The organism is Arthrobacter sp. 05L417, assembly GCF_056397865.1.
Genome location: NZ_JBFTOG010000016.1, coordinates 1 through 16,277, shown reverse-complemented (window position 1 = coordinate 16,277; position 16,277 = coordinate 1). Strand labels below are relative to the sequence as shown.

Genomic DNA, 16,277 nt, shown 5'->3' with positions numbered 1-16,277 from the left:
AATATTTAGCTGGACTAATGCCGAAGGCGAAACTTAGCCTCGAAGCATGAACTCCCCCGATGTCTTCCACGCTGCCGGTTTGGGCCTCGGCACAGGCCTGGCCCTCATTGTTGCCATTGGCGCTCAAAATGCCTTCGTCCTCCGGCAAGGAATCCGCGGCGAACATATCGGCCCAATCGTTGCCGTGTGCGCCATCTCGGACGCCGTGCTCATCGCGGCCGGGGTACTCGGCACAGGCGCCCTGCTCACTGCGGCGCCTGCCGCCGTCGTCGTCCTCCGCTATGTCGGCGCAGCATTCCTGGTCACGTACGGCGTAATGGCGGCACGGCGGATCCTCAAGCCGCAAGCGCTCGTGTCCGCGGAGCCCGGGCCTTCGGGTGCCGGCCGAAGCGGACTGGGGGCAGCGCTGGCGACCGTCACGGCACTGACATGGCTCAACCCGCACGTCTACCTGGACACCGTGCTGCTCCTGGGGTCCGTGGCGAACGCGCAAGGGCCCGGGCTGCAGTGGTGGTTCGGCGCGGGAGCCATGCTGGGCAGTATTTTGTGGTTTTGTTCGCTCGGGTTCGGCGCGAAACTGCTGCGCGGCTTCTTTGCTCGCCCGGCGTCTTGGCGGATTCTCGACGGCGGGATTGCCGTCACCATGGTGGGACTCGGCGTCGGGCTGGCTCTCGGCAGTTAGCCGGGCCAACTACCGCGACACCCCGATAATTCTCACAACAAGCATCCAGTCAACTCCCAGAAACTGGGAGCATCATGAATGGTATGAAAAAGAACGGCCCCGAAGCCAAGCTGCTCGTCGTCGACGACGAACCCAACATCCGTGAGCTGCTCTCCACCTCGCTGCGCTTTGCTGGCTTTGAGGTCGTTGCGGCGTCGAACGGCCGCGAAGCGCTCGCTGCCGCCGATCTTCACGCACCGGACCTCGCGGTCCTGGACGTCATGCTCCCCGACATGGACGGTTTCACTGTCACCCGCCGCCTTCGGGCCGCCGGAAAGCACTTCCCTGTCCTGTTCCTGACTGCCAAGGACGACACGGAAGACAAGGTCACGGGCCTGACCGTGGGCGGCGACGACTACGTCACCAAGCCTTTCAGCCTGGATGAAGTGGTGGCCCGGATCCGCGCCGTGCTGCGCCGCACGCAGCCGATGGAAGACGACGACGCCGTCATCCGCGTGGATGACCTGGAGCTCGACGACGACGCGCACGAGGTCCGCCGCGGCGGCACCATCATCGAGCTGTCGCCCACCGAGTTCAAGCTGCTGCGCTACCTCATGCTGAACCCTAACCGGGTGCTTTCGAAGGCGCAGATCCTGGACCACGTCTGGGAATACGACTTCAACGGCGACGCCTCGATCGTGGAGTCCTACATTTCCTACCTCCGGCGCAAGGTAGACATTGATCCGGATGCCACCGCCTTGATCCAGACCAAGCGCGGCGTCGGCTACGTACTGCGGACGGCCGAGAAGCGCTGACCTTGTTCAACCGTTGGAAGTCGGCCTCCCTCAGGTCGCAGCTGGTCGCCATCATCATGGGGCTGCTGCTTCTTGCCCTGGCCGCCACAGGCGCCGGGACGCTGACGCTCGTCAAGAGCTACCTCCAAGGGCAAGTGGATGACAAGCTCAGGGCAGCTGTCCAGACCGCCCAGCAACAGCAATCTTTCGCCAACTTGTCCGAGGCGAGCCCCGCCGTGCCCACGGACTATTCCCTGACGCTCTACGTCCAGGGCCAGCCACCCTATCCGTTCGGCGGAAGCAAGACCGATCGGCCGAGCATTGCCAACATCACCCCGGTTGAAGCCAAGAACCGCAATTACGCACCCTTCCAAGTGAGTGGCACCGCTGGCGGGGATTGGCGTGTGGTGGCGGTCAACGTCGTGGACAACCGGACCGGGCAGAACGCGGTGGTGATCGTGGGCCTCCCACTGACCCCTGTGGACCGAGTCATGGAACACGCCACCCTCGTGGTGGTCGGCGTCGGACTCTTGACGCTCGTGCTCGCGTTCTTCATCGCAACGTGGACCGTTGCACGTTCCTTCCGCCCCCTCGCTCGCGTTGAAAAGACGGCGGCCGCTATCGCTGCCGGTGATCTCTCGCGTCGCGTGGACATCGAGAATCCGGTCACCGAGGTCGGCCGCCTGGGCGCCTCCCTCAACGCCATGCTCGCGCACATCGAATCATCCTTTGCGGCGCGTGCCGCCTCCGAGGCCAGGATGCGGCGATTCGCCGCCGACGCCTCCCACGAGCTGCGCACCCCGTTGGTCACCATCCGCGGCTTCTCCGAGCTCTACCGCCACGGCGCCCTTGCCACGCCGGAAGATGTAGGCACCGCCATGGGCAGGATCGAGAGCGAAGCCAAGCGCATGGGATCCATGGTGGAAGACCTGCTGCTGCTTGCCCGCCTGGACGAACAACGGCCGTTGCAGCTCAAGCCGGTGGATCTGCACCTCCTGGCGAACGACGCCGTCGTGGACTCACTCGCAACGTCGGGCGAGCGGAAGATTTCACTCACAGGGCTCGACGGCGGAGCGGCAGCGTCTGCCCCCGTCCAGGGTGACGAGGCCAAGCTTCGTCAGGTGCTCGGTAACCTGGTTGGCAACGCCTTGCGATATACCCCCGAAGGAACGCCGATTGAGCTCGCTGTCGGGGTGCGGAACACGCCCGCCGGCCCGCTATCCGTTCTCGAGGTGCGGGACCACGGCAGCGGCATTCCGGCCGAGGAACTGCCCCGGATTTTCGAGCGCTTCTACAGGGCGGACACTTCGCGCACGCGGGAGACAGGCGGTAGCGGGCTCGGCCTCGCGATTGTCGCGGCAATTGTGGGGTCCCACCGCGGTACCGTGAGGGTCGAAGAGACCGACGGCGGCGGCGCCACCCTGGTTGTCAGCCTCCCCTTCCAGGACGAGCTGTCCGAGGTGCCTGACGATGCGGGTATTGCCGAGGCGGAGATCTCCGACTAGGAGTTTTCTACGCCGGGCGGCTTGATCTAGCGAGTTGTCCACATAGGGAGATTCGGCTCTGTCCGGGCCATGTGACGGCTTCTAGGCTCATTGTGTGGACCACAAGCCAGCCGCAACCTGCGGACCCGTTTAGTCGAAAGGCAACGCCCTATGAGCGTCATCTCCGTCGATACCGAACTCCTCCAGCTCAAGTCCGCCAACGTCAAGGCCACCGTGGATCGCATCAGCGCCGACGTCCAAGCGATGAAACGTGGCCTCGACGAGCTCCAAGCCACATGGAAAGGATCGGCAGCCAACAATTTCCAGGCCCTCGTCTCGGAGTGGACGTTGACCCAGAACAAAGTGGAGGCTTCGCTGGCATCCATCAACCTGGCACTGTCCTCCGCCGCGGCAAGCTATCTCCAGACCGAGCAGGGCAACACCCAACGGTTCAGCTACTAAGAGCCGAGGTGGGATCCCGGCGGGACGGCCAATCCGCCTTCCCGCCGGGATCCAATTGCTTTCCAGCACCCGGTTTCTTTCCGGGTCCGTTCCAGTGTCCGCGCCCGCTTCTGCGCCGTTACTTCTCCGGTGTTACTTCTCCGGTGTTACTTCTCCGGCGTCGACTGGTGGAAACGCAACCGCCAGCGGCCGTCGTCGAGCAACCAGATCGAACTCCGCAATGCCGAGCCTGTTCGCCCATAACTTCTGTAGCTGAGCAGCATGGTGTTGCTGGAGAGGCGCTCTGCGGAAATTATCTCTACCTCCGCGGTTTCGCCCGGGTTGCCCTCCAGCGCCATCATGAGCTCGTCGCGGGACCAGACACGCCCGGAGCTGCCAATCTCGGTAAAGTCCGGGTGGAGCAGGATCCCTGTGCGCCCAAGGTCTCCCCTGACATCGGGCCTCAGGAGCTCCCTCTCAAGGAGAATGACCGTTTCCTCGTCTGAGCGCCCGCCTGCCTGGCCAAGGACCGCTTCTTCGTCATCACCAGCGAACAAAGTGGGCTCGATGAACCTCTCCTGCTCCGGGAACTCAGCCGGCGCGTTCGGCATGGAACCGCTCGAGAGATCCTGACCGCCGAACAGCGTGAGGTCTTCATCCTGGGCATCCGTGTCGTCGTCGTCGAAAAGCGATGGCGCGTCCACAGGCGCTGTGCGGACTGATGGTGTGCGGACTGATGGTGTGCCAACTGATGGTGTGCCGACTGACAGCGTGCGGGACAAGGACCGTGCGGCTTCAGCTCCCGGATAGCCCGGCCCGGCAGGAGCGGCTATTCCCTGCTGGAACGCTGTGGCGACCGCACGCGCGCGATCGTCGGCAGCCTCGTTGAGGTCGTGGCCGGCGTGGCCCTTGACCCACTCGAACGAGTACTTGCGGCCGACAATAGCCTGGTCGATGTCCTTGAGGAGATCGACGTTCAAGACGGGCTTCCCGTCCGCCTTGCGCCAGCCTTTGCGCTTCCAACCCGGCATCCACTTGGTGATGCAATTGATGACGTACTGGCTGTCGCAGAGAATCTTCAGCTCTTCATCGGGAACATGTGCCGTGGACCGGAAGAGGTCCAACACAGCCATGAGCTCGCCCTGGTTGTTGGTTCCGTGCGGCCACCCGCCGGCCCTCCAGCAAGAGTCGTTCACGTACCAGGCCCAACCGGCAGGCCCGGGATTGCCGAGGGCAGAACCATCGGCGGCAGCAATAATCGTCATGGTTTCCATCCTGCCAGACCACCCCGACACTCCCGGACCGAATGCCCCAGCCGCCGGGTCACACCGCTCCCCGAACGACGCTCGCTCACATATATGGCCAAAAATCCAAACCCTCTTTCAGATCTGGCGCCCTAACCCAAAACCCCTCTGCAGCAGAAGTGAGCGAGCGTCCGCCCAGAACCCGACACACGTGAGCGAGCGTCCGGCCAAAACCCGATATAGGTGAGCGAGCGTCGTTAAACGGCGACGACGGCCCCCACCTGAGGTGGGGACCGCCGTCGTGCGTGTGGCTAGTGAGCTAGACCGGGGGCTTAGAAGCCGCCCATGCCGCCCATGTCGTCGCCGCCACCCATAGACGGAGCGTTCTTCTCCGGCTTGTCGGCAACAACGGCCTCGGTGGTCAGGAACAGACCAGCGATGGAGGCAGCGTTCTGGAGAGCCGAGCGGGTGACCTTTACGGGGTCGTTGACGCCGGCAGCCAGCAAGTCCTCGTAAACGCCGGTTGCAGCGTTCAGGCCGTGGCCCGACGGCAGGCCGCGGACCTTGTCGATGACAACGCCCGGCTCGAGGCCAGCGTTGTAAGCGATCTGCTTGAGCGGAGCGTCGATGGCAACGCGGACGATGTTGGCGCCCGTTGCTTCGTCGCCTTCGAGCTGCAGGTTGGCGAATGCCTTGGCACCGGCCTGGATGAGGGCAACGCCACCACCGGCGACGATGCCTTCTTCAACGGCAGCCTTCGCGTTGCGGACTGCGTCCTCAATGCGGTGCTTGCGCTCCTTGAGCTCTACCTCGGTTGCGGCACCGGCCTTGATGACTGCAACGCCGCCGGCCAGCTTGGCCAGGCGCTCCTGCAGCTTCTCGCGGTCGTAGTCGGAATCGGAGTTCTCGATCTCGGCACGGATCTGCGCCACGCGGCCGGCGATGGCGTCGGCGTCGCCGGCACCTTCGACGATGGTGGTCTCGTCCTTGGTGACAACAACCTTGCGGGCGTTGCCGAGCAGTTCGAGGGTTGCGTTCTCGAGGCTGAGGCCGACCTCGGAGGAGATGACCTGGCCACCGGTGAGGATGGCGATGTCGGCGAGCTGTGCCTTGCGGCGGTCACCGAAGCCCGGAGCCTTGACGGCAACGGACTTGAAGGTGCCACGGATCTTGTTGACGATCAGGGTGGCCAGGGCCTCGCCCTCGATGTCTTCGGCGATGATCAGCAGCGGCTTGTTGGACTGCATGACCTTCTCCAGGACCGCAACGAGTTCCTTCACGTTGGAGATCTTGGAGTTGACGATCAGGATGTACGGGTCCTCGAGGACCGTTTCCTGGCGCTCTGCGTCGGTGACGAAGTAAGCGGAGATGCAACCCTTGTCGAAGCGCATGCCTTCGGTGAGCTCAAGCTCCAGTCCGAAGGTGTTGGACTCCTCGACAGTGATGACGCCTTCCTTGCCAACCTTGTCCAGGGCTTCAGCAATGAGGTTACCGATTTCGGTGTCGCCGGCAGAGATGGAAGCAGTGGCTGCGATCTCTTCCTTGGTCTCGATCTCCTTGGCGGAGGCGAGCAGCTCGCGGATGACGGCTTCAACAGCCTTCTCGATGCCGCGCTTGAGGGACAGCGGGTCGGCGCCGGCAGCTACGTTGCGCAGGCCTTCCTTGACGAGGGCCTGGGCCAGGACCGTGGCGGTGGTGGTGCCGTCGCCAGCGACGTCGTCCGTCTTCTTGGCAACTTCCTTGACCAGCTCGGCGCCGATCTTCTCGTAAGGATCGTCCAGCTCGATCTCCTTGGCGATGGAAACACCATCGTTGGTGATCGTGGGGGCGCCCCACTTCTTTTCGAGGACGACGTTGCGTCCACGCGGGCCGAGGGTAACCTTGACGGCGTCGGCGAGGATGTTCAGACCCCGCTCGAGACCGCGGCGTGCCTCTTCATCAAATGCAATGATCTTGGCCATAACGGCGGTAGTCCTTTCGGGACAGTCGTTAAGAAGGTGCCTTCACTGCGGTGCCCGCGACGGACGATCCTTCACATTCGGCCTCTGTACGCCGCGTGCTCCGGACCTCACCCCAGCAAGGTTTTCTTTGTTCTCCCAGGCACCGCCATTATTTCCATACGGCCGGAGCCGCGAAGAATTAGCAGTCAGTGCTTGAGAGTGCTAATCAATAATTAGCACTCACCCGAGGAGAGTGCAAGCAGCAAGCGCAGGAAACTACTCGCCACGCCAAGGGAATTCGCTACCGGCACAAGCCGATCACGGGGTCCGTGAGGCGGTCTCCTTGCCACTCACCCGAGCAGTATTGTCGGCACCGTACGTGAAGACCATGTAATTGGACGAGGTAACGTCGCCGTTGGCGTCGAAACCGATGGTGCCGGACTCGCCGTCGTAATCCGGGAGCTTGGCCCCCTTCAGCACCTCGACGCAGTCCTTGTATGACGTACAAGACGTGCGTTCCTTCGTTGCCGCATCGCCCCACGTCGGACGCGCCCCGCCGGACACAGTGGTGAGCCAGGCCGCGATCGAGCCACCGGCGTCGTCGCCCGCCGCTGCGGCCGCAAGCGCCGCGAGGGTGACGGCGTCGTACGTCTCGGCGGCGTACGTCGTGTCCTTGAGTTTGGGGTCGATCCCCGTCAGATCTGCCTGGAATTCCGCACTCGGGAAGACCCCCGGAAGAATTCCCCGCGCGCCGTGGAGGCCGCCGGCGCCGAGTGCGGTTCCGTATTGGCGGATGGCACCGTCGCTCAAGATCAGGCTCTTGCCGCTCAGACCAGCGTTCATGAGCTCGGCCAAGGCGCCTTGGGCACCATCACGGGCAACCACGACGACGGCGTCCGGCGTGCCGGACTTGATCCCCTCCGCGGCCGGAGCTGCTTTGCCGGCCGTGAATTCTACGTTGGACACGGCCTCTATTCCGAGGCTGCGGGCGGCATCCATGACCGCTCCCGAGACCCGCGTACCGTAGTCTCCGGCTTCGTGGAGAACGGAAATCCTCTTGGCGCCGGCGTCGTGGGCCAGCTTCGCCAAGACGCTGCCCTGCGCGGCATCAGCGGCCGAGGTGCGGAAATAGAAGCCGCCGCTCTTGTAGCTGCTCAGTCCAGATGCCGTGTTGGCCGGCGAGATGAGCGGAATCCGGGCGGGCGAGAGCACATCGATAGCGGCGGGCGCATGGCTGGAATCGGTCGGCCCCACAACCACGTCGGCGTGGGCGGACAGCAACGCCTTGGCTTGGGCCGCTGTGTCGGCAGTGAAGGCCGCCGCGCCGGCCCCCTGGCTTGCGCTGCTGCCTTCGCCGGCCGCCGATGCCGGGAGCAACTCGACGGGGCGGCCCTTGTATCCGCCGGCGTCGTTGATCTGCTTGATAGCCAACTTGGCGGCAGCCAGCTCGGACTCGTTGAGGAACGCGGAACTACCGGTACTGTCCAGGATCACGCCGATGCGCAAGGTGCCGTCGCCGCTCGGGGTAACCGAGGCAAGCCTGGCGTTGCCGATGGGGGCGGAACATCCGGCCAGTCCGAGGGCCAGAGCTGCAAAAGCTGCGAGAAGAGAAACTACCCGGGAGCGGTGCCTTCCAATAGGCCAGGACAGCTCTGTTGCCGCAACACCCACTAGATAAGCCGCACGCTTTCTGCCTGCGGGCCCTTCTGGCCCTCGCCCAGTTCGAAGTCGACCCGTTGTCCTTCTTCGAGCGCACGGAAGCCATCCATCTGGATAGCGGACCAATGCACAAAGATGTCGTCACCGGACTCATCCACGGTGATGAATCCGTAGCCCTTTTCGGCATTGAACCATTTGACGGTTCCCAAAGCCATGATCCCCACACTTTCAACTAGCAGTGGCCGGCTTCCGGGATCTCCGGGCCAGCTCACAACTACTGTAACCACAGTCACGTTGCAGTGGCGCAACCTCGGGTGTGGGTGGCCGCAATGTTATTGAGGCGTAACCGAGTTGCTACTTGTAACCTGGACCCAGAATGACAACCACGGGCTGCTGGAATTCGGCGCTGTCCACAAGATTGGAAATGCCCAGCAATTTGCCGAGGGCTTCGGCATTGCCCTTCTGGGCAGCGCCTTTGTAGAAGACCGACGACGTCTGCTGGGGCATGCCGCCCCAGTTTGCGACGGTGGACAACGGCCAGCCACCGACTTGCACCATGCCGGCCACACGGGCAGCCAGGCCACTGGTGGTGGTGCCGTTGTAGACCGCGACTGCCGCGGTCTTGTCCAATGGCGCCGTGCTGGGCGTCGGCGTGCTGGATGGAGTGTCGCTGGGGCTCGGCTGGGTGGACGGCTGGCTGGATGCCTGCGCAGAACTGTTCGCCGAAGGCGACGCCACGGTGCTCTGCTTGGAGGCGTCAGCGGTGACGACGGCTTGCGGCGTCGTCGACGAGGTGAAGCCAAGCTTCGGAAGGATGAGGAACGCAACGAGGCCGACAGCCAGCGCGATGCCACCCAGGAGCAGCACCGGCCACAGGGTGGGCCGGGAAGCGGACGCGACGAGCCTGTGGACACCTTGGCGCGATGAGCTCTGCGGGACGCGGTCGAATTCATCCCGGGCAAATTTGGTCATGGTGAAGCCTTGTCCTTGCTGCTTGCTTGCTGGGGGATCAGCGTGTGCTTTATGCGTCGGAACCGAGACGGCGCGCGGTGCGGGCCCTCTGACGTGACATACGTAGTCTACGCAATCTCTTGACCAGCATAGGATCGTGCGCCAATGCTTCCTCGGTGTCGATGAGGGCATTGAGCAGCTGGTAGTAGTGGGTAGCGGAGAGATCGAAGAGTTCCCTGACGGCCTGTTCCTTGGCCCCGGCGTACTTCCACCATTGCCTCTCCAGGGCGAGCATCTGCTGTTCACGCTCGCCGAGCGGCGAATCGCTCCGGAGTCCGGCGGACAGGTCCTCGAGCACCAATCCAGTTGCTTCGGACGCCATGGGTTCCCGTGCGGGTTCTGCCACGACACACTCCTTCGACGCATTGACTGAAAAATGTCCCCCGCCCATGCTAACCGGCGAATAACACCGATGTCATTTGCCCCGCCGCGGGAGTCCCGGCGCTTTCCCTCAGTGCCTCACGACAGGGACAATGGCTGGGTGGCAGGCGAAGAAGCGTTATTTGAGCTCGAATCCGAGGATCACTCCGCCGGGTTCGAAGCACTACCCGGAATGGCCTTGGAGGATCTCATGGCGCCGGACTGGGCTCACGCGCTCTCCGGCGTCGAGGACGACTTGCGCTCGGCACTGGCCTTCGTGGCGGCGGAGGCCACCCGCGGAACCCACGTGCTGCCTGCGGCGTCCAACATCCTTCGCGCCTTCCGGCAGCCTCTGGCAGACGTCAAGGTGCTGATCCTGGGCCAGGACCCCTATCCGACGCCGGGACACGCCGTCGGGCTCTCTTTCGCGGTTTCCGGGCAAACCCGGCCCATCCCCCGCAGCCTCGCAAACATCTACCGGGAGATGGAAACCGATCTCGGGCTGCCACCGCGGGTCCACGGCGATCTATCGGCCTGGACAGGCCAAGGAGTGCTCCTCCTGAACAGGGTGCTCAGCGTCGCGGCCGGCGCAGCCGGCTCGCACCGGGGCAAAGGCTGGGAGGCCATCACGACGGCGGCGGTCACCGCCGTCGCCCGCCGCCGCACAGTTGCCGGGCAGCAGAGTCCGCTCGTCGCGATCCTGTGGGGCAAGGACGCTGAGGCCGTACAGCCGCTGCTTGAAGGCGCCCCCGTGATCTCCTCCGCGCACCCCAGTCCGCTCTCCGCCTCGAGGGGTTTCTTCGGCTCGCGGCCGTTCAGCCGGGCCAACGCCCTGCTCCGTGTGCAAGGCGCAGATCCCGTCATCTGGGAGCTTCCACCGCTGCCCTAGCTTAGGCTTGCCTACATGACATCTTTGCCCGCGACGTCGTCCGCGTCCCGCAATACCCGCCCCCAAGTGAACCTGACTGTGTTGCGCACGGAACAGCTTTCGCCCCACATGGTGCGCATCATTGCAGGTGGACCCGGTTTTGCCGGTTACGCGAACAACGACTTCGTGGACCGGTACGTGAAGATCGTGTTCCCGCAGCCCGGCGTCGACTATGAGCTGCCGCTGGATCTTTGGGCGATCCGCGAGACCATGCCACGCGAACAGTGGCCTTACACCCGCACTTACACTGTCCGCTGGGTGGACCAAGCTGCCCAGGAACTGGCCATCGACTTTGTGGTCCACGGCGACGAGGGCCTTGCAGGTCCGTGGGCCCTGGCAGCTCAGCCCGGCGACGCGCTTGTTTTCACGGGTCCCGGCGGCGCCTACAACCCGGCGCCCGACGCCGACTGGTACCTTTTCGCGGGCGACGACGCCGCCCTCCCGGCGATTGCCGCCGCAATCGAATCCCTGCCGGCCGGCGCCGAGGGCCTTGCTTTCCTCGAAGTCGATAGCGACGCCGACATCCTTGATATCGCGGCTCCCGACGGCGTGGAGCTGCGCTGGCTCCTTCGCTCCGGAGTCCCGGCGGGATCAAGCTCGATCCTGCTCGATGCCCTGGGCGAAGCCGAGTGGCTGCCCGGCCGCGTCGACGTGTTTGCGCATGGTGAACGCGGCTACATGAAGGGCCTGCGGGACATCTTCTTCAAGCAGCGTGGTCTGGAGCGTTCCCAGGTATCGCTTTCCGGTTACTGGGCCCAGGGGCGCGTGGAGGACGATTTCCAGGCGGAAAAGAAACTCCCGATCGGGCAGATCTAGGGCCTGCATACACTGGCGGGCTGCGGCCTGCGGCCTGCGGCGGCCTACCGCCGGCGCACGCGGCGGCGCTCGTTGCTGGCCAGTCCCTTGGTCAGCGGTCGGGCGAGGTTGTCGCCCAGCACGATTCCCGCGGCCACGCCCAGCACAATTGCTCCCGCGTTGAGCATTCCACCTGAGCCCAGCAAGACGTCCGCTTCCTGCACCGTCAATACATACATGGAACGGAATATCTTCAGCCCGGGGAGCAGGATGAGGGCTGCCGGTACGGCCACCACCAATTGCGGGGCCCCGAGTTTCAGCGCCACCATTCGGGCGAGCAGACCGATGACCACAGCGGAAATCGCGGGCGAGAGCCGGTCTCCGAATCCGAGATTGGAAGCCCCCCACAAAACGAAGTAACCCACCAAACCCACTGCCGCCGTCGGGAGCAGAAGTTTGAGCAGGGTCTGCTCCGTAATGCCGATGGCAATCACGGCCACAGCGATCAGGATCGCCTGGCCCCACAATGGATACGCCTCGGGGAATGTTTGGGTGACGTCGATCGCCACGCTGCCGATGAGTTCACCCACAACCACCGCGACAGCGATGCCCGCAACGATCGCGCCGAAGGTCAGGATGGTGGACAGGAAACGTCCTGCCGCAGTCACGGGGAATCCGTTAATGGCATCTTGCACCGAAGACACGAGCCGCCCCGTCGGCAACAGCAAGAGGATGCCGCCCGCCACCACAATGGACGGCGGGATGTCGGCACCGGCCCAGTGCAGCATGAGCGCGATGAACGTGACCAGGAAGGAGCAGGCCGCCGTTACGAAGAAGTCAGGCGTGCGCCACTTGCCCAATTGCCGGGCCACGAGATTGACAAGCATATTGGAGACGAAAGCCAGGGCGGATGCTCCAAGTCCCCCACCCAGGACCCCGACGAAAACAGCGGAGAAGACGCCGAACGCCATGGTGACCATCCACCGTGGGAAGGGCTTGCTGCTGCGGATGATGTCATCCAGCCGGTTCACCGCTTCTGACCTGCCCACACCGCCAGCCACGATATCCGTGACGAGCTGGTGCACCTGGGCCAGGCCCGCGTAGTTATTGGTCCAGGAGCGAACAACCCGGAGCAGTGTAATGGGGGTCTGGTCCTTGGGCGCATAGTTGAGCGCGACTGACTGGTTGGTGATGTCGACTTCGATATTCTTCAAGCCGAGCGCAGCCGTGACCGCGATGATGCTGGTCTCCACTTCCAGGGCACCTGCCCCGTAGCGGAACATCGTTTCGGCCATATGTAGCGCGAAGTCGATGGTCTTGCGGGCCGAAGCATCAACACCGCCCACATGGATGATGGGGTTGGCATAGGGACTGCCCGCCAGGCGGTCGACGATGCTCATGGGAGCGGTGGGAGGATTCTCGCCCTGCACGAGCCTGCGGAGCATGCGCTTGGCGTTGACATTCTGGCGCACCTGGGATGGCTTCAGAGGCTGCGTCTTGGGCAAGCCGTCCGTGTTGGGCCTGTTGTCGGGGCGTTCAGTCACGCGGGTGTTCCTCCAAAGGGCGTGGTTCCTCCAAATACGGTGTCATGCACATGCGATAGGCGGGGTGGCGCTGCGATTCTAGTAGAACTGCTGCCCTGTGCGTCGGGTGTAGATCTGCCGTGCGATACGTTCCCCGGCAGCGGTCCACAGCTTGTACTTCAGCGGGCTGATGACTTGGTCGTAGCAGCCCACGAAGTCGGTGACGGTCTTGCTGAAGCTGGTCTTGAACAAGCCAAGTCCGTGGAACGGGTGCGAGGTGTCTTTGAGCCGGTCCGCGGGCGGAGTGCCGCAGAAATCGTACTCAGTGCAACCCAGTTCCTTGACCTGGTTGATGGCCGTCCACTGGACCAAATGCGAATCGCCGTACTGCGCGCGCTTCTGCAGCGATCCGCCGTCCTTGTAGGTGCCCTTTCGGCCATAGTTGATCACGAAGGCTCCGACGGAGGGGACACCGTTTTCGAAGACAAACAGGAGCCTGCCCTGGCCACGGTCGATGAAATTCGTCCAGAACTGGCGGTAGTACCCGAATTCACGGACCCGCACTTGGGACTTCGCCTCGACCGTGTTGGTCATCAGCGCATACATGGAGCGGAAGTTCTCTTCCGTCGGTTCCATCGTGTGGACTTCGACGCCTTCGCGGATGGCCCGGCGAACGGCGTTGCGGCCGCGGGAATGCAGGTTGCGCAGCAGCTGGTTCTCCTCGGGAGAGATGTCCAACAGGGCTGTGGAGTCGTTCGGCTGCAGGTTGGGGGTCTTGACCACTCCGGTGGCCTCAATCGCGTCCCGTGCTTCGCCGCTGAGGACGATGTCCGGCTCGATTTTCACGGCGAAAACCCCGAGCTTGTCCCGCTTCACGAATTCCCGGTTGGCCTTGATGATCCCGGGGATGTCCTCGACGCCGGCAACGTCAGGGCCCTTGATGAGGTACCAGAGCTTGCCGAGCAGTGGAAAGGACTTCTCCAGGACCAGGTTGTAGCTGCTGTAGTCCGCGGTCTCGTAGACGAGATGCAAGGGCTTCCAGCCGAAGTGTTGCTTCACGTCTGCGAAGGCCTCGGATTGGAGGAGGTTGCCGCCGTTGGGGTTGGCCGTGACGTGTTTGTCCCAGTGTTCGATTTCCTCGGCGGTGGCAAAGCGTGCGGTAAATTCTCGCAAGGGGGCCGTGTCCAATCAGTTGCGTACTTGAGGCAGCAGGCACCGGTGTGCGGCGCAGGCGTTCAGCCTCAAGTCTATCGGCCCCTACAGGGAGCTACCGCCTGATCGGTTTCAATCGCCTCCAAGCGGATCCCCTTCGATTTCTCACAGCCACGGCAAAGGTTCCCCAAAGTCCGCAACTATTCCAGCGGCGGAAAGTGGTTATCACAAAAACCGAACCGGGAGGATCCCATGATCGTCTACCGCCCCATTCCGCCGCTCTCGACCGGCCGCAGCAACAGCTTGTGGTCGGTATTCGCTGCCATGGCATCGGCGGCATTGCTGGGCCCTGCCTGGCCGTCCGGTAGCCGCCGCGTCGAATATCAGGAAGCGGGCGCTAGCACTCCACAACGTTGACGGCGAGCCCGCCCATGGCGGTTTCCTTGTATTTGGAGGACATGTCCTTGCCGGTCTCGCGCATGGTCACGATGACCTCGTCCAGGGAGACGCGGTGGGTGCCGTCCCCCCAGAGCGCCATCTTCGCGGCGTTGATGGCCTTCGCCGCTGCGATCGCGTTGCGTTCGATGCACGGGATCTGGACAAGTCCGCCGATCGGGTCGCACGTCAGGCCCAGGTTGTGTTCCATCGCGATCTCCGCTGCGTTCTCCACCTGTCCCGGGGAGCCGCCCATGACTTCGGCCAAGCCGGCAGCGGCCATCGACGAAGCGGAGCCGACCTCGCCCTGGCAGCCAACTTCGGCACCGGAGATCGAGGCCTGCTCCTTGTAGAGCACCCCGACGGCACCCGCGGCGAGCAGGAACTTCACCACGACGTCGTCGCGGTCCTGCTGCGTGGCCTTGTCCATGCCGGGGGCGAAGTGCAGGGCGTAGTACAGCACGGCGGGGATGATCCCGGCGGCGCCGTTCGTGGGCGCGGTGACCACGCGGCCGCCCGAGGCATTTTCCTCGTTCACAGCCAGGGCGATGAGGTTCACCCATTCCTGCCAGTACTTCGGATCCCGGTAGTCAGGGTCCTGGTCTTTGGTTTCCTTCAGGAGCCGCTCGTGCCAGTCGGGAGCCCGACGGCGGACCTTCAGTCCGCCAGGCAGCACGCCTTCGCGCTTGAGGGACGTCTCGACACAAGCCTCCATGACGGAGTAGATGTGCAGCAGCCCTTCCCGGATTTCCTCTTCCGTCCGGGAGGCACGCTCGTTGATGAACATAATGTCCGAAATGCCGAGCCCCTTGGACGAGCAGCGGCCCATGAGCTCGGCGGCAGTGCGGAAAGGCAACGGGAGTTCCTTCTTGGACTCCTCCAGTTCCTTCTGGGCCGCGTCCTCTTCGCCTTCGCGGACGATGAAGCCACCGCCGACTGAGAAGAACGTCGCCTCGTGCAGCACCTCGCCGTCGGCGTCGGACACGGAGAACTTCATCCCGTTCGTATGCCGGGGAAGGACCGTGAGCGGATGCAGGATCATGTCCGACTCGCCGTACGGCAGCCGCACCCCGGAATCGGGATCGACGGCGCCGCAAAGGTTCAGCGTCCCGGTTTCGGCGATCGAGGCGAGCCGTTCCTCCACTTCCTCGGGAAGGATCTCCTCGGGGTGGTAACCCTCAAGGCCCAGCAGCACCGCAGTCATGGTGCCATGCCCCCGGCCCGTAGCAGCCAAGGAACCGTACAGATCAACGCGCAGGGAAGCCACCCGTTCGAGGGCACCGGACTCCCTCAGCTCACCCGCAAAGACCGCAGCAGCCCGCATCGGCCCCACGGTATGCGAACTCGAAGGACCAATCCCAATAGAGAAAAGATCGAAGACGCCAACAGCCATTGTCGGATTCCTTAGTTAGTTGTGGTCGGGTTTGGGGCGAGTGAGCGAGTTCCTCCGCGTGCTGCTCCTTCGTCGCTTTGACGCACGCTTCCGGAACCCACTCACCCGCCATGTAGCCGTCACCAGAGCGAACGGTCAATGTTCTCGCGTTTCAAAGGAGGCGACCAGAGCGCCCCTTCGGGCCCGGCCTCCGGCAGCATGCGTCTAAGGGAGCGTCACGTCCGCTCAGCGGGCGTCTACGCGACCGAGCATGCCGAGGAGGTCGGACCCGACGGGCGTTGCCGATCCGATCCCGGACTACGCGAGGTTCGCGACGCCCGGGTAGAGCGGGTGCGCGGCGGCGAGTGCCTCCACGCGGTGACGCAGGCCGGAGAGGTCCGCGTCGGCGTCGGCGATCAGCGCTTCGGCGATGATGTCCGCAACTTCACGGAACGCCGCTTCACCGAAACCGCGCGCG

General features: G+C 63.9%; 15 protein-coding genes and 1 pseudogene. 6 read left to right on the top strand and 10 right to left on the bottom strand.

Annotation, left to right across the window (positions count from 1 at the left end; all coding sequences use genetic code 11):
• Positions 1-46 precede the first annotated feature (46 nt).
• The 4 genes from AC1DJW_RS13355 (at position 47) to AC1DJW_RS13340 (ending at position 3,401) form a co-directional block, all read left to right on the top strand.
• Positions 47-682: a LysE/ArgO family amino acid transporter gene (locus AC1DJW_RS13355; RefSeq protein ID WP_459341559.1), complete on the top strand. Its 636-nt coding sequence runs from the start codon at positions 47-49 to the stop codon at positions 680-682.
• Positions 683-765: 83 nt separating this feature from the next.
• Positions 766-1,476: a response regulator transcription factor gene (locus AC1DJW_RS13350; protein WP_059388206.1), complete on the top strand. Its 711-nt coding sequence runs from the start codon at positions 766-768 to the stop codon at positions 1,474-1,476.
• Between the two features lie 2 nt (positions 1,477-1,478).
• Complete coding sequence (locus AC1DJW_RS13345) at positions 1,479-2,960, top strand: sensor histidine kinase (RefSeq protein WP_284752386.1); 1,482 nt, start codon at positions 1,479-1,481, stop codon at positions 2,958-2,960.
• Positions 2,961-3,110: 150 nt separating this feature from the next.
• On the top strand, positions 3,111-3,401 hold the full coding sequence (locus AC1DJW_RS13340; protein WP_059388207.1) for a WXG100 family type VII secretion target: 291 nt from the start codon (positions 3,111-3,113) through the stop codon (positions 3,399-3,401).
• A gap of 146 nt (positions 3,402-3,547) precedes the next feature.
• Here AC1DJW_RS13340 and AC1DJW_RS13335 read toward each other — a convergent pair whose 3' ends face one another.
• From AC1DJW_RS13335 to AC1DJW_RS13310, 6 genes are all read right to left on the bottom strand, one after another.
• Positions 3,548-4,645 carry an RNase H family protein gene (locus tag AC1DJW_RS13335; protein ID WP_459341558.1) on the bottom strand — a complete coding sequence of 366 codons (1,098 nt, stop codon included), beginning with the start codon at positions 4,643-4,645 and terminating at the stop codon, positions 3,548-3,550.
• A gap of 311 nt (positions 4,646-4,956) precedes the next feature.
• A complete protein-coding gene (gene groL, locus AC1DJW_RS13330; protein ID WP_476901627.1) occupies positions 4,957-6,585 on the bottom strand; it encodes a chaperonin GroEL in 1,629 nt (542 codons plus the stop codon).
• A 297-nt stretch (positions 6,586-6,882) separates the two neighbouring features.
• Positions 6,883-8,235: an ABC transporter substrate-binding protein gene (locus AC1DJW_RS13325; protein WP_476901626.1), complete on the bottom strand. Its 1,353-nt coding sequence runs from the start codon at positions 8,233-8,235 to the stop codon at positions 6,883-6,885.
• Entirely contained in the window at positions 8,235-8,438 is a 204-nt protein-coding gene (locus tag AC1DJW_RS13320) for a cold-shock protein (protein WP_059388209.1), read from the bottom strand. Before AC1DJW_RS13320 ends, AC1DJW_RS13325 begins: the two co-directional genes overlap by 1 nt.
• A 139-nt stretch (positions 8,439-8,577) precedes the next feature.
• Positions 8,578-9,195, bottom strand: coding sequence for a LytR C-terminal domain-containing protein (locus AC1DJW_RS13315; protein ID WP_284752382.1), 618 nt, complete (start codon positions 9,193-9,195; stop codon positions 8,578-8,580).
• Between the two features lie 49 nt (positions 9,196-9,244).
• Positions 9,245-9,580, bottom strand: a complete 336-nt coding sequence (locus tag AC1DJW_RS13310; RefSeq protein ID WP_059388211.1) for a DUF3263 domain-containing protein — start codon at positions 9,578-9,580, stop codon at positions 9,245-9,247.
• Between the two features lie 135 nt (positions 9,581-9,715).
• Here AC1DJW_RS13310 and AC1DJW_RS13305 point away from each other — a divergent pair, with 135 nt between their 5' ends.
• Together AC1DJW_RS13305 and AC1DJW_RS13300 are read left to right on the top strand one after the other, a co-directional pair.
• Entirely contained in the window at positions 9,716-10,483 is a 768-nt protein-coding gene (locus AC1DJW_RS13305) for a uracil-DNA glycosylase (protein WP_284752380.1), read from the top strand.
• 15 nt (positions 10,484-10,498) lie between these two features.
• Positions 10,499-11,338 (top strand): siderophore-interacting protein, encoded by an 840-nt coding sequence (locus AC1DJW_RS13300; RefSeq protein WP_284752379.1) that lies wholly within the window; start codon positions 10,499-10,501, stop codon positions 11,336-11,338.
• 44 nt (positions 11,339-11,382) lie between these two features.
• Here AC1DJW_RS13300 and AC1DJW_RS13295 read toward each other — a convergent pair whose 3' ends face one another.
• The 4 genes and pseudogenes from AC1DJW_RS13295 to AC1DJW_RS13280 all read right to left on the bottom strand — a co-directional run.
• Positions 11,383-12,861 carry a threonine/serine exporter family protein gene (locus tag AC1DJW_RS13295; protein ID WP_284752378.1) on the bottom strand — a complete coding sequence of 493 codons (1,479 nt, stop codon included), beginning with the start codon at positions 12,859-12,861 and terminating at the stop codon, positions 11,383-11,385.
• A gap of 78 nt (positions 12,862-12,939) precedes the next feature.
• Positions 12,940-14,013 carry a lipid II:glycine glycyltransferase FemX gene (locus AC1DJW_RS13290; protein ID WP_284752377.1) on the bottom strand — a complete coding sequence of 358 codons (1,074 nt, stop codon included), beginning with the start codon at positions 14,011-14,013 and terminating at the stop codon, positions 12,940-12,942.
• A gap of 376 nt (positions 14,014-14,389) precedes the next feature.
• The gene (locus AC1DJW_RS13285) at positions 14,390-15,820 is read right to left on the bottom strand and encodes an L-serine ammonia-lyase (protein WP_459341555.1); all 1,431 of its coding nucleotides are present in this window, start codon (positions 15,818-15,820) and stop codon (positions 14,390-14,392) included.
• 297 nt (positions 15,821-16,117) lie between these two features.
• A pseudogene (locus tag AC1DJW_RS13280) lies at positions 16,118-16,277 on the bottom strand (serine hydroxymethyltransferase); the annotation flags it as partial.

Coding starts and splice junctions, on each gene's coding strand:
- AC1DJW_RS13355 (WP_459341559.1), top strand. CDS start 47: ATGAACTCCCCCGATGTCTTCCACGCTGCCGGTTTGGGCCTCGGCACA.
- AC1DJW_RS13350 (WP_059388206.1), top strand. CDS start 766: ATGAAAAAGAACGGCCCCGAAGCCAAGCTGCTCGTCGTCGACGACGAA.
- AC1DJW_RS13340 (WP_059388207.1), top strand. CDS start 3,111: ATGAGCGTCATCTCCGTCGATACCGAACTCCTCCAGCTCAAGTCCGCC.
- AC1DJW_RS13335 (WP_459341558.1), bottom strand. CDS start 4,645: ATGACGATTATTGCTGCCGCCGATGGTTCTGCCCTCGGCAATCCCGGG.
- groL (WP_476901627.1), bottom strand. CDS start 6,585: ATGGCCAAGATCATTGCATTTGATGAAGAGGCACGCCGCGGTCTCGAG.
- AC1DJW_RS13320 (WP_059388209.1), bottom strand. CDS start 8,438: ATGGCTTTGGGAACCGTCAAATGGTTCAATGCCGAAAAGGGCTACGGA.
- AC1DJW_RS13315 (WP_284752382.1), bottom strand. CDS start 9,195: ATGACCAAATTTGCCCGGGATGAATTCGACCGCGTCCCGCAGAGCTCA.
- AC1DJW_RS13300 (WP_284752379.1), top strand. CDS start 10,499: ATGACATCTTTGCCCGCGACGTCGTCCGCGTCCCGCAATACCCGCCCC.
- AC1DJW_RS13285 (WP_459341555.1), bottom strand. CDS start 15,820: ATGGCTGTTGGCGTCTTCGATCTTTTCTCTATTGGGATTGGTCCTTCG.